The sequence below is a fragment of the Corynebacterium sp. KPL1986 genome (assembly GCF_000477975.1).
Classification (GTDB): Bacteria; Actinomycetota; Actinomycetes; order Mycobacteriales; family Mycobacteriaceae; genus Corynebacterium; species Corynebacterium accolens.
This window is the reverse complement of record NZ_KI515719.1, coordinates 837,765-850,952: the sequence shown is the minus strand read 5'-3', so window position 1 is coordinate 850,952 and position 13,188 is coordinate 837,765. Positions and strand designations below refer to the sequence as shown.

Here is a 13,188-nt window from a genome sequence, read left to right as displayed (position 1 = left end):
CATTTTTGGACAACTGCTTAGGTGGTTTTCTCGTTGGTGCACGCCGCGTTTACGCACCCGCTAAAACCACGAAACCGCCGAGCCCCTCGCAATAAGGAGGCTCGGCGGTTTTCCGTAGCTAGGATTACAGCGCGTGCTTGCCGGAGCTTACCTCGGCAGCGTCGGACGCGGAGTCAACGCGCAGGTGGGCTACGCGGGAAGGCTCGATATTCAACGCGCGCAGCTGGGAGTCGGTCAACTCGGTGTAGGCGCCAGAAACGGTCTTCTGGTCATAAATCCAGTCGCGCTCCAGGTGGTCGGCCGGCTTGTTATTAGAGGTGATGGTGCGGACCTGGTTGAGCTTCGGCTCGAAGGTGAAGATGAGCAGGCCCACAACCAACAGGACGGTCAGGGCGACGAGCCAGACGGTCTCCACGTGGCCCTTGTGGTTACCAAAGTTGAAACCAATCATGAAGATCACGGAGATCCAACCCGCGATTTGCACACCAGAGCGGCTGATGCGGGACCAACCGAAGCCTGCGGATGGAACATCTTCGGTAGAAACACCGTCATAAACCTGCGGTACCGGCTTGTGGGAAGACACTTGCTCTCCTTCGCTATCGCGTGTGTCCATTAATCGAGGGGGCACACCAATGCCATTTGACTGACACCTATTTTAAAACATCGTGGCTGTAAAGGCGATTAAACACCCCCGCCTGCTTGACCGGTTCCACCCCATAGCAGGGCGCGGTAAATGACCGCTAGGGTAGAGGGGTGACTACTCAGCGAATCCTTATCCTTGGCTCCACCGGCTCTATTGGCACGCAAGCATTAGAAGTAATTGCGGATAACCCCGATAAATTCGAGGTCGTGGGCATTGCCGCGGGCGGCTCTAACCCGCAGCAGATCATTGAGCAGGCCCGAAGCTTCCACCTTTCGTTTGACCACATTGCCGTTGCCCAGCCTGCCGCGGCTGCGGAGGTTTCTGCGGCTTTAGGCGGCACGGTACTTTCTGGTGATGGTGCTGCAGAAGAGCTGGTGCGCTCGGTTCCCGCCGATACCGTGCTCAATGCCCTAGTGGGATCCCTCGGGCTTAAGGCCACTTTAGCCACGCTGGACATGGGCGAGTACCTTGCGCTAGCGAATAAGGAGTCCTTGGTTGCTGGCGGCACGCTGGTCACGAAATCCGCGCGGACAGGCCAGATCATCCCCGTGGATTCGGAGCACTCTGCGATGGCGCAATGCCTGCGCGCGGGCGAAGAGGGCGAGCTGGCCAAGCTCGTTCTCACGGCCTCGGGCGGTCCCTTCCGCGGCCAAACGCGTGAGCAGATGTGGGACGTTACCCCGCAGCAAGCCGCGCAGCACCCCACGTGGTCCATGGGGCAGATGAATACGCTGAATTCCGCCACCTTGATCAATAAGGGGCTCGAGCTCATTGAGGCGACGCTGCTTTTTGATATTGAGCCAGAGCGCATCGATGTCACGGTTCACCCGCAGTCGGTCATTCACTCGATGGCCACCTTTAAAGATGGCTGCACCATCGCCCAGGCCTCGCCGCCGTCGATGAAGCTGCCCATCTCCCTGGCGCTGAATTGGCCCCAGCGTGTGCCAGGCGCGCAGCCGGCACTTGATTTTTCCCAAGCGCATACGTGGAATTTTGAGCCGCTTGATGATGTCTCTTTTCCCGCCGTATCCCTCGCCCGCGAGGCCGCGGCGCAGGGCACTGGCGTGATTTATAACGCTGCCAATGAAGAGGCCGCGGCGGCCTTCTTGTCTGGTCGCATCCACTTCCCAGAGATTGTTGATGTTGTAGGCGAGATCCTCGGGGAGTCTTCCCAGTTTGCTGGTGTAGTCTCTACCCTCGATGAAATCCTCGCCGTAGAAGGCGAGGCTCGCAGGCGCGCGAATGCGCGCATTGACCGTTTAGCTGACTAGAAAGCTTTCTTTAATGGCAAATTTGCTGGGCATAGTGTTTTTCGCCCTTGGCATCGGGCTGACCGTGGCACTCCATGAGGCGGGGCATATGTTTACTGCCCGCGCCTTTGGCATGCGGGTGCGCCGGTATTTCATTGGCTTTGGCCCGCGCGTTTTCTCCTTCCGCAAGGGGCATACCGAATACGGCCTTGCCGCGTTCCCGGTGGGTGGATTTTGCGATATCGCCGGGATGACCGCGCAGGATGAATTCCTCACGGAGGAAGAAAAGCCCTATGCGATGTATAAAAAGCCATGGTGGCAGCGCATCATCGTCCTTGTAGGCGGTATTGGCGTCAACCTGATCCTCGGCTTTGTCATCTTGTATTTTGTGGCGATGACTGCGGGACTTCCCAACCCAGATGCCGATGTGCGCCCGCGGGTGGGGGAGGTAACCTGCACCGCTGACCAAAAAGAAAACCAGGAGCTGGAATCGTGCACCGGGAACGGGCCCGCTGGTAAGGCCGGTGTCCAGGAGGGCGATATCATTCTCGCGCTCGATGGCGAGCACCTAGATTCCTTTACGCAATTGCGCGATGAGGTCATGCAGCGCCCTGGCGAGACCGTGACGCTTACCGTAGAGCGCGGCGGTGAGGAAAAAGACTTCTCCATCGAACTAGAAACGGTCAAGCGCCTGAATCAACAGGGCGAATTGGTCGATGCCGGTTCGATCGGGCTGAGCAATGAGGTCCTCGACATCGTCGAGAAGCATTCAGCAACGGAAGCGTTGCCTGCAACGTGGCATTTCACCACGTATTCGCTCGAGGCCACGGTGGAAGGAATCAAACAATTCCCCGCTAAGGTACCGGGAGTGGTGGCCTCCATCTTTGGCCACGAGCGGGATGTCAATGGGCCGATGTCTGTCGTCGGTGCATCGCGGGTTGGTGGCGAACTCGTGGAGCGCTCCCTGTGGGCATCGTTCTTCATGATGCTGGCGACGCTGAACTTCTTCCTCGCCCTGTTTAACCTCATTCCGCTGCCGCCCTTTGACGGCGGCCATATCGCGGTCATCTTGTACGAGAAGATCCGCGATGGCATCCGCAAGCTGATGGGCAAGCAGCCGCTGGGTCCTGCAGATTACACCAGGCTAATGCCCATCACCTATGTGATGGCGGCCCTGCTCATGGGGCTTGGCGTCGTTATCATCATCGCGGATGTGGTTAACCCGATCAGGCTATTTGGCTAGGTTTGCCCTTCCCGTGCCCGCCGCGGGGAGTGGGTGGAGAGCTCAACGTATAGTGCACATTTGCAGCGCGAGCGGGAACTTTAGCGCTTAACCATCTAGTGCTAGAGTGGGGACGTTCAACACTTATTGTGCAATAACGTTTAGCAACGAGCCACGAGCTAGAAATAAGGAGCATTCATGTCTAGTCCTATCGGTCTAGGAATTCCTGACGGGCCTCCGCCAGTATTGCACCCGCGCCGGAAGACGCGGCAATTGCACGTAGGCCCGGTGGGCGTTGGTTCTGACTACCCAATTTCGGTGCAGTCGATGACCAATACCAAGACCCATGACATCAACGGCACCCTGCAGCAAATCGCACAGCTTACTGCCTCTGGCTGCGATATCGTGCGCGTGGCCTGCCCTAAGCCGGTGGATGCGGAGGCTCTGCCGACCATCGCCAAGAAGTCCCCGATCCCGGTCATCGCGGATATCCACTTCCAGCCCAAGTACATCTTTCAAGCCATCGATGCTGGATGCGCGGCGATTCGCGTCAACCCAGGCAATATCCGTGAGTTCGATGGGCGCGTTAAGGAAGTAGCCAAGGCCGCGGGTGATGCGGGGATCCCCATCCGCATCGGCGTTAACGGCGGTTCGCTGGATAAGCGCTTGCTGGAAAAGTACGGCAAGGCCACCCCAGAGGCACTCGTTGAGTCCGCTATGTGGGAAGCTAGCCTGTTTGAGGAGCACGGCTTTGGCGATATCGCCATTTCCGTCAAGCACTCTGACCCCGTGCTGATGGTGGAGGCCTACCGCCAGCTGGCCGCGCAGACTGATTACCCGCTGCACTTGGGCGTGACGGAAGCCGGCCCGAAGTTCATGGGCACCATTAAGTCCTCCGTCGCCTTTGGCGCCCTTTTGGCAGAAGGCATCGGCGATACGATTCGCGTTTCGCTCTCCGCCCCGCCGGAAGAAGAGGTCAAGGTGGGAGACCAGATTCTGCAGTCCTTCAACTTGCGCCCGCGCAAGCTGGAAATCGTCTCCTGCCCGTCGTGTGGCCGCGCGCAGGTGGACGTGTACAAGCTGGCGGAAGAAGTTACCGCAGGCCTCGAGGGCATGGAATTTCCCATCCGCGTTGCCGTCATGGGCTGCGTCGTTAACGGACCGGGCGAGGCCCGCGACGCAGACTTGGGCGTGGCATCCGGTAACGGCAAGGGTCAGATCTTCGTCAAGGGCGAAGTGGTGCGCACCGTGCCGGAGGACAAGATCGTGGAAACCCTCATTGAAGAGGCAATGCGCATTGCGGATGAGGAAGGCCTCGAAGCTGTGGACGGCGCTAAGGCCGATGTCCGCGTGACGCAGTAAGCTGCGCGCCTCTACGCAAATTATTAATAGACTGCCCTGCACCTCGGTGTGGGGCAGTCCTTTTTGCTGCGTGCGCTGCTAATGTGCCAAGGCATGAAGAAGTTATTCGCACTGGTTGCTACGGTCTCGCTTAGCGCAACTAGTGTGGTTGCTTGCACCCCAAAGCCCGTCTCCGCCGAGCCGGTGGCAGAAGAGTTCATTGAAGGCATGGAGAGCCGAAATAACGAGGGCTTGGCGGAGCTTACGGATTCCCCCGATGACGCCACGCAAGCCCTCGATGCTACGTACTCGGGCTTGCAGGCAGAGGGCCTCGATATTGAGCTCGAGGGGGTAAAACAGGACGAAACCGTGGCCACGGCGGATTATAAAGTCACCTGGGATTTGCCCAAGGATCGCAGCTTGAGCTATACCACGCAGATGACCTTGACCAAGGCCGAAGACGAGTGGACGGTGCGGTGGAAGCCCAGCATTATTCACCCGGACCTGGGCGCGCACCAGCATTTGGAGCTGCGCGCCTTGGAAGCCACGCGCGCCAGCGTCGTTTCCTCCAACGGGGTGGAGCTGATGAGCCCCGGGCTGAATTACCGCGTCATCGTGGATACGAGCTCGCTTTCCGATGTCCGCCCCACGGCCTCCAAGGTCAGCAGCGCCCTGGCTGCGGCGCACCGCGAGGACGACTCGATCGCGGAGGTAGACGCCAAGGGGCTCGCCGAAAAGTTGGAGAAGGCAGAGTCTGCCTATTCGGTGGGGCTTTATACAGAAGAGCAGGAGTCCGTCATCCGCGCCAAGCTGGAGGGGATGGACGGCGTCCGTATTAATGAAGAGCCCGCGCTGGTGACCCGGGACCGTGGTCTTGCGCCCGATCTCTTATCGCGCGTGCGCTCGGCCGTCAATGACGAGCTCGACGGCGAGACCGGCTGGTCCATCGCCGTCGTCAATGAGAATGGTGCGGCGCTTTCCGATGTCGAAAAGCATGCGCCCGAGGCCGCCCCCTCCATCAAGGTTGGCTTGGATTATGACGTCCAACGCGCGGCCCAAGAAGCGGTGAATCAGCGCTCGGACGCCCAGGCCATGCTGGTTGCCATCCGGCCTTCCAACGGTGATATCCTGGCCGTAGCGCAGACCGAAAAGGCGGACGAGGACGGCGACGTCGCCTTGCAAGGCCAATACCCACCCGGCTCGGTTTTTAAGATCCTTACCGCCGCTGCGGGTGTAGAAAAACAAAACCTGACCACGGATACCATCGTTCCGTGCCCTGGCACGATGGATATTTATGGCCGCGTGGTGACCAACTACAACGCGTTTTCGCTCGGCAATGTGCCGCTAAGCCAGGCCTTCGCCCAATCGTGCAACACCACCTTCGCGGATATTTCCACCAAGCTGGCACCCGGTGAGTTGAAGGAAACCGGCAAGAAGTTTGGCTTCGGGGTGGATTATGAAATCCCCGGGCTGACCACCACGACCGGCTCGATTCCGGAGGGCAAGGAAGTTTTGGAGCGCACCGAGGCCGGCTACGGCCAGGGCTACGACCTTGCCAGCCCGTTCGGCATGGCTATGGTTTCGGCCTCTGTGGCAGCGGGAAAGACCCCAACGCCCACCCTTATTGAGGGCCGCGAGACCAAGGCCTCGGATAAGTCGAGGCCGATTCCAGACCACGTGCTGAATAACGTGCGCGGCATGATGCGCCAGGTGGTCACCAGCGGTACCGCCCGCGGGATGCAGGCTGGCGGAACGATTTACGGCAAGACCGGTGAGGCCGAGATCAATGAAGGCTCGCACGCGTGGTTTACCGGCTACCGGGAAGAAGACGATATCGCCTTTGCCACGCTCATCGTATTGGGCGGCGGCTCCGAATCCTCGGTAGCTATTACCGATAACTTCCTGCGGAAGCTGGATGATTACCGCTCGCGCCCCAATGATGGCCCGGCCCCCAAGGTCGATTAAGCAGCGGACACTGACTGGCCACCCCGATACTGCGTGAGCCGGAATGAGGACTACCATGGGCAATTATGAGTACTCGTGGAAAATTGAAGCCAGGTAAACCAACCCCCATCCGGCCGGTGCCAGAAGATATCGAGCGCCCGGAATATGTGTGGAAAGACGAGGTACAAGAGGCCATCGGTGAGCCTTTTGTGCAGTCCCCCGAAGTGATTGAGAAGATGCGGGAGGCCTGCAAGATCGCGGCCAACGCGCTGAAGGAAGCCGGCAAGGCCGTAAAGCCTGGCGTGACGACGGATGAGGTCGACCGCGTGGCGCACGAGTATATGTGTGACCACGGTGCGTACCCATCTACCTTGGGATACCGGGGATTTCCCAAAGGCAGCTGCGTTTCGCTGAATGAAATTGTCTGCCACGGCATTCCGGATACCACCGTGATTGAAGAAGGTGACATCGTCAATATCGATGTCACCGCTTATAAAAACGGCGTGCACGGCGATAATAACGCCACCTTCTTGGCAGGTGACGTATCAGAGGAGCACCGCCTTTTAGTAGAGCGCACCAAAGAAGCCACGATGCGCGGCATTAAGGCCGCAAAGCCTGGCCGCGAGATCAACGTTATCGGCCGCGTTATCGAGTCATATGCCAAGCGCTTTGGTTATAACGTCGTGCGCGATTTCACCGGCCACGGCGTAGGACCCACCTTCCACAATGGGTTGGTGGTCTTGCACCACGATTCCACCACGTACCGCGATATCTTGGAACCGGGCATGACCTTGACGGTAGAGCCGATGATTAACCTGGGTTCGCTGGATTACGATATTTGGGACGATGACTGGACCGTGCAGAACCGTGATGGCAAGTTCACCGCCCAGTTCGAGCACACCTTGGTCATCACCGATGATGGCAATGAAATCCTGACCATCCCAGATGAGGATTAATCGCTAGGGCCCTTCTTCAAGGCCTAGGAACGGCGAAAGCCGCCTCCTTAACCACTGCGCACGAATCTTAGCGCGTGGCCCGGGGAGGCGGCTTTTGTTATGGAGCCTTAGATATGTGCCTTAGTCCCATTCGAGGCCCAAGAGGGCGTTTTCTACGACCTCTGGCAGGGCTGGGTGGATCCAGTACTGCTTGCGGGCAAAGTCGCGCAGGTCGATCTCGTAGGCCATCACCGTAATCAGCTGCTGGATCAGGGTGGAGGCCTGCGGGCCCATTAGGTGGGCGCCCAAGAGCTGGCCCGTCTTGCGGTCCGCAATCAGCTTGCAAATACCGGTGGTATCTTCCATGGCCCAGCCGTAGGCCACGTCGCCGAAGTTTTGAATCTTCACGGTGATATCGAAGCCCTGCTCCCGCGCTTCTTCTTCCTTCAAGCCCACAGAGGCGATCTGCGGGTGGGTGAAGATGGCGGCAGGAACGTTGTCGTGCGGAAGCTCCTGCAGATCCTCCGGGTGGAGCAGGTTGTGCTGGATGGTGCGGGCTTCGGCGTTGGCGACGTGCTTGAGCATGTAGGGCGAAGAGACATCGCCAAGCGCCCAGACGCCTTCTGCATCCGTGAGGCCATGCGCATCGGTGGAAATGCGGCCATTGTCCAGCAGCTTGATGCCGGCCTTGTCCACATCCATGAGATCGCCATTTGGCTTGCGGCCGGTGGCTACCAGGATGGCGTCTGCTTCGAGGCTCTCGCCATTATCGAGCTCCAGCTTTACGCCCTTGTCGGTTTCTTCCAGCTTGGTGCCGTTAGCAATTCGCACATCGAAACGCTCGCGGGCAATTTCGTTGAAGCGCGAGGAGATATCGGAATCGAGGTGGCGCAGCAGGGTCTCGCTGCGGTTGACCACGGTGACCTTGGTGCCGAGGCCATCGAAGACGTGGGCAAATTCCATAGCGATATAGCCGCCGCCGACGATGATCAGGCTTTCTGGTTGGCGATCCATCCGCATGATGTCTTCGTTGGTGTAGTACTTCACACCGGAATTGGCGTAGACCTCAGGGATTACCGGGCGGGAGCCAGTAGCAACAACGATCTGATCGGCGCTGATGACGTGGTCGCCGGTCTGGATGCTCTTAGGACCGACGAAGCGAGCGTGCTCGTCGTAGACGGTGATATTCGGGGTCTTGTCGCCGCGACGGTAGTCCTCGCCGCTTTGGGCGATCTGGTCAATGCGGTTGTGGAAGACGCGCTCCACAATGGAGTTCCACTCCACGTCGTTGACCTGGGCATCAATGCCAAGGCGCTCGCCTTCGCGGGCGGCGAGGGCGACATCGGCTGCGTAGACGTACATCTTGGTGGGGATGCAGCCAACATTCAGGCAGGTGCCACCGAAGCGGCCCTTTTCAATAATGGCAATTTTCTTATCGTGAAAATCGCGGTTGGCAATGGAGTTGCCGGAACCGGTGCCGATGATGATGAGGTCGTAGTGTTCCTCAGCGGCCGGAGTATTTGCTGTATCAATTGTGGTCATATCAATACCTTAATCCATGTGTCCAATTCGGGTATTTATGCTGGTGTGGGCGCTTCCACGATGGTGGGAAGCCAGGCATCGCACGCTGCGAACGCCTCCGCTAGGGGGCCGGAGAGGGATAAAAAGACATCGTGGCGCGCACCTTCGATGGAACGCAGCGTGTAGTGCGCATTGAGCTCTTTTGCCCACCGTCGGGTCTGTGCGACATCGATGATGCAATCGGCATGATTGACCGCATCGCAGTAGGGCGTTCCCAATAGCGAGCGGGTAGATTGCAGCGTCAATACGGGGACCCCGGCATTAATGCGGCCGCTGTGAATGGCGTCGAAACCGTGGAAGACGGCGGCCAGCCAGCCTATATATTTCTTATGCCCGGCTAATGGTTTCAGGCTGAGGTTGTAGTCCCACTCGCCGTAGAAGTCACTGTGCACCGATTCGCCATAGGCGGTGAGGTTGCCGCCAGGCAAGGCGATCTTGGGTGCGATCTTGGCGGTGGAATATATCGCCGGCTTCAGCGCTGATACGGCCCAGCCGGGAACGCCCATCATGTCCAGCCAGGGGCTATTGAGGATGAGGCCTTTCAGGCGGGAGAAGCGCTCCGCGTCATGGCGGCGTAGAAAGTCCATCCACAGCGGCGCAATCAGGCCACCGGTGGAGTGGGCGATAACGATTACTTCGTCGTTTGTAATGGCATCGAGGGCTGCGGAAAGATCCGCGTTATATAAGGACAAGTCCGAAACGTAGTGCCAGGCTTGGCCCGGGCGGTGCGAGCGGCCGCATTTGCGGAGATCGACCGCGTAAAAGTCATAGCCTTGTGCCGCGAAGTGCTGTGCGACGTGCGTGTGGAAGAAGTAGTCAGTCATCCCGTGCAGCCATACCAAGGCCGGGCGGGAAGTGGCAGAAGGTGAAGAAGAATCGGCGGGGCCCGAATCCGTGGAGCCTGCAGCCGAGCCTGGTGCATAGCGGACGAGGGTGGTGACAACGTCGCCCTCGCCATCAGGATCGGGGCCGAGGTTGAGGGTGGCTGATTGAAAATCGGGGCCGAGGATATCGGGCCCCCATGACGGAGTTGCTGTAGCCATGACACGAGTCTAGTCAACAGTTGGTCGTCGCTACGGTAGCTGCGTGACCTGCCATTATTTCAGTGAAATGTGAAGTGTATAACAGGTCGCCCCATATTGTGGTGACCAGGGTGGGGGAGAAAAACCAATCGAGAAAAGAAAAGCGTAAGGTAAGGCGTTAATGCGTGACACATCGGCAGGTTGGCTGTGCACAACAGTCGCGGTGTGGGGCGCAAAGCGCTTAAAATATATGGTGCAGAATGCGCCGATGTATATAAATTTTCAATTCGAAGAGGTTATAACACAGTGTCCTCAGCAAAGAAGACAGCACAAGTTGTAGATGAGGTCGATGTCGCACTGGTCGGTGCCGGCATCATGAGCGCCACCCTGGGCGCTATGCTCCGCGAGTTGGAGCCGAGCTGGACCCAGATGATCTTTGAGCGCCTTGATGGCCCCGCCCTGGAATCCTCCTCTCCGTGGAATAACGCCGGTACCGGTCACTCTGCTCTGTGTGAGCTCAACTACACGCCAGAGAAGAACGGCCGCATCGATATCTCTAAGGCGATTGCCACCAACGAGAAGTTCCAGAAGTCGCGCCAATTCTGGTCCCACCAGCTCAACAACGGCATCCTGACTGAACCTAGCGAGTTCATCAACCCAGTCCCACACGTGTCCTTCGCTCAAGGTGAAATCCAGGCGGACTACCTGAAGCGCCGCTACGAGGTGTTGAGTGAAAAGCACATGTTCCCCGGCATGCAGTTCTCTGATGATGAATCCACCTTTGCGGAGAAGCTGCCGCTCATGGCGGACGGCCGCGACTTTTCCAATAAGGTCGCTATCTCTTGGACCGAAGTCGGCACCGACGTGAACTTCGGCGCCCTGGCCAAGCAATTCCTGACCGCTGCGCGCGCATCTGGTACGGAGATCCGTTACGGCCACGAGGTCTTCGATATCGACCGCGACGGAAATGACTGGAAGGTCTATTCCAAAAATAAGCACACCGGCGATATCACCGTGGTGAAGGCGAAGTTCGTCTTCGTCGGTGCCGGCGGCTACGCCCTAGACTTGCTCCGCAAGGCAAAGGTGAAAGAAGTGGCAGGCTACGCCGGATTCCCCATTTCCGGTCTCTGGTTGCGTGCCAAGAACCCGGAGCTCATTGAGCAGCACCAGGCCAAGGTTTACGGTAAGGCAGCAGTCGGTGCTCCTCCGATGTCCGTGCCGCACCTGGATACCCGCGTTATCGACGGCGAGAAGGGCCTGCTGTTTGGCCCGTACGGCGGCTGGAGCCCGAAGTTCTTGAAGAAGGGTTCCTACCTGGATCTCTTCAAGTCCATCCGCCCGGATAATATCACCTCCTACCTGGGTGTTGCGGTACAGGAATTCGGCCTGACCAAGTACCTCATTGATGAGGTGCGCAAGGACTTCTCTGACCGCGTTGATTCCCTCCGCGAATACGTCCCGAATGCGAAGGAAAGCGACTGGGAGACCGTGATTGCCGGCCAGCGCGTACAGGTCATCAAGCCTGCTGGTGCACCGCGCTTTGGCTCCCTCGAGTTCGGAACCGCATTGGTCAATAACCAGGAAGGCAATATTGCCGGCCTGCTCGGCGCTTCCCCGGGTGCTTCCATCGCCCCAGCCGTCATGCTGGAGCTGCTGGAGCGTTGCTTTGGCGAGCGCATGATTGACTGGAGCGATAAGATTCGCGAGATGGTCCCGTCCTACGGCATGAAGCTGGCCAATGATGAGGACTTCTACAACGAGATGTGGGAATACACCCAGAAGACGCTGAAGCTGGAGCGCTAAACGCCTTCGGCTTGGGGCTAAGTCCTCGGCCACAGCCCCTCCGTGCAGAACACACCGCGCGGAGGGCTTTGTGCTGCCCAACCCCGAAAATTAGGTACCGCAGTAGGTGAGAAAACCTGCAAGCCCATTCGGGTCGGGTTGTTCGTAGGACGGATGCGGCTGCCACGGGTGGGTCACGGCGTGGAGCAGCTCAGTAAAGGGCTTAATATCGCCGGCCTCGGCGGCGCGCAGCGCGGCTTCGACGGCCATGTTGCGGGGAATGACCCGGGGCATGGCAGCATCCACGGCAGCCGGGGCGGGGTGAGTGGCTAGGTAGCTATCTAGGAAGTCTGAATCTGGGAAGAGCTCTTGGGCAGGAAGGGTGTGGCCGCGGGCGGCATCGGCAAGCGCGCGGTGCGCCAACGTGATATCCGGCCGGGATAGCTGCATCGCAGTAAGGTAGGCCGAGGCGACCTCGGTGGTGGTATCGAGGGCCGCGGCTATATCGCTGCGGCGCTGGGTGGCGAATTTCTCCTGGAACCCATTGATGGTCTCTTGCGCGAAGTCGACCCCGGCATTGATATCGGCATCGAAAAGCGGCACGAGCGATTCCGTGAGCCGGGCGAGGTTCCAGCCCAGGATGGCTGGTTGATTGCCAAAGGCATAGCGTCCCTGCTGGTCAATGCTGGAAAATACCGTATCGGGAGAGTATGACTCCATAAAGGCGCACGGGCCATAATCAATGGTTTCGCCGGAGATGGTGGTGTTATCCGTATTCATCACCCCGTGGATAAAGCCCAAGCGCATCCATGAAGACACGGTGGCTATCTGGCGGTCCATAACGCCCTGGAAGAACTCCCGGTAGTCTGCCCCAGGATAGTGGCGCGCGATGGCGTAGTCCGCGAGAGCCTGGAGGTGCCCGGACTGCGCGGCATAGTGAAAAGTACCGACCCGGATGTGGCTGGCCGCCACGCGGACCAGGACACCCGCCGGCTGCACGTGGCCGCGCTGGATGGGCCGGCCGGTGGAAATCACGGCGAGGGAGCGCGTGGTGGGCACGCCGAGGGCATGCATGGCCTCAGAAACCAAGTATTCGCGCAGCATGGATGAAAGGGTGCCGCGGCCATCAGCACCCAGGCGGGAATAGGGGGTAAGCCCCGTGCCCTTGGCGTGGAGATCCCACAGTTTTCCGTCTTTTTCCACCTCGCCCAAGAGCATGGCCCGGCCATCGCCCATCTGTGGGTTGAAGGAACCGAATTGGAAGCCGGAATAGGCCATGGCATGCCCGCCGTCGCGGCCCAAGAGGAAATCCAGGCCCTCTGCGGAGCGCAGCCAGTCAGTATCCAGGCCCAGCTGCACTGCTAGCTCCTCATTGAGGACCACGAGCTGTGGATCCGGCTGCTCTTCGCCGTGCGTTGCCGACACTAAGTCCGGCAGGTGCTTTGCATAGTCGTGGTGTAGGTGCATT

At 59.0% G+C, this 13,188-nt stretch carries 10 protein-coding genes; 6 read left to right on the top strand and 4 right to left on the bottom strand.

Annotated elements, in window-relative coordinates; genetic code table 11:
* Window positions 1-124: 124 nt before the first annotated feature.
* Window positions 125-613 carry a DUF2631 domain-containing protein gene (locus HMPREF1287_RS03955; RefSeq protein ID WP_005278706.1) on the bottom strand — a complete coding sequence of 163 codons (489 nt, stop codon included), beginning with the start codon at window positions 611-613 and terminating at the stop codon, window positions 125-127.
* Window positions 614-753: 140 nt separating this feature from the next.
* On the opposite strand from HMPREF1287_RS03955, the gene dxr reads away from it, so the two are divergent.
* The 5 genes from dxr to map all read left to right on the top strand — a co-directional run bounded on the left by dxr (window position 754) and on the right by map (window position 7,356).
* On the top strand, window positions 754-1,914 hold the full coding sequence (dxr, locus tag HMPREF1287_RS03950; protein WP_005278709.1) for a 1-deoxy-D-xylulose-5-phosphate reductoisomerase: 1,161 nt from the start codon (window positions 754-756) through the stop codon (window positions 1,912-1,914).
* 13 nt (window positions 1,915-1,927) lie between these two features.
* Window positions 1,928-3,136: an RIP metalloprotease gene (locus HMPREF1287_RS03945; RefSeq protein WP_005278712.1), complete on the top strand. Its 1,209-nt coding sequence runs from the start codon at window positions 1,928-1,930 to the stop codon at window positions 3,134-3,136.
* A 177-nt stretch (window positions 3,137-3,313) separates the two neighbouring features.
* On the top strand, window positions 3,314-4,477 hold the full coding sequence (gene ispG / locus HMPREF1287_RS03940; RefSeq protein ID WP_023017313.1) for a flavodoxin-dependent (E)-4-hydroxy-3-methylbut-2-enyl-diphosphate synthase: 1,164 nt from the start codon (window positions 3,314-3,316) through the stop codon (window positions 4,475-4,477).
* Window positions 4,478-4,570: 93 nt separating this feature from the next.
* Window positions 4,571-6,421: a penicillin-binding transpeptidase domain-containing protein gene (locus HMPREF1287_RS03935; RefSeq protein WP_034654258.1), complete on the top strand. Its 1,851-nt coding sequence runs from the start codon at window positions 4,571-4,573 to the stop codon at window positions 6,419-6,421.
* A gap of 65 nt (window positions 6,422-6,486) precedes the next feature.
* Entirely contained in the window at window positions 6,487-7,356 is an 870-nt protein-coding gene (gene map, locus HMPREF1287_RS03930) for a type I methionyl aminopeptidase (RefSeq protein ID WP_005283598.1), read from the top strand.
* 120 nt (window positions 7,357-7,476) lie between these two features.
* Here the strand turns inward: map and mtr are convergent, their stop codons facing one another.
* Both mtr and HMPREF1287_RS03920 read right to left on the bottom strand, forming a co-directional pair.
* A complete protein-coding gene (mtr, locus tag HMPREF1287_RS03925; RefSeq protein ID WP_005278725.1) occupies window positions 7,477-8,877 on the bottom strand; it encodes a mycothione reductase in 1,401 nt (466 codons plus the stop codon).
* Between the two features lie 35 nt (window positions 8,878-8,912).
* Window positions 8,913-9,959 (bottom strand): alpha/beta hydrolase, encoded by a 1,047-nt coding sequence (locus HMPREF1287_RS03920; RefSeq protein ID WP_023017315.1) that lies wholly within the window; start codon window positions 9,957-9,959, stop codon window positions 8,913-8,915.
* A gap of 285 nt (window positions 9,960-10,244) precedes the next feature.
* Between HMPREF1287_RS03920 and mqo the strand changes: the two genes are divergently transcribed.
* On the top strand, window positions 10,245-11,741 hold the full coding sequence (mqo, locus tag HMPREF1287_RS03915) for a malate dehydrogenase (quinone) (protein ID WP_005278731.1): 1,497 nt from the start codon (window positions 10,245-10,247) through the stop codon (window positions 11,739-11,741).
* Between the two features lie 90 nt (window positions 11,742-11,831).
* Here the strand turns inward: mqo and HMPREF1287_RS03910 are convergent, their stop codons facing one another.
* Window positions 11,832-13,187 (bottom strand): YdiU family protein, encoded by a 1,356-nt coding sequence (locus tag HMPREF1287_RS03910; RefSeq protein WP_005278734.1) that lies wholly within the window; start codon window positions 13,185-13,187, stop codon window positions 11,832-11,834.
* Between the last annotated feature and the right edge of the window lies 1 nt (window position 13,188).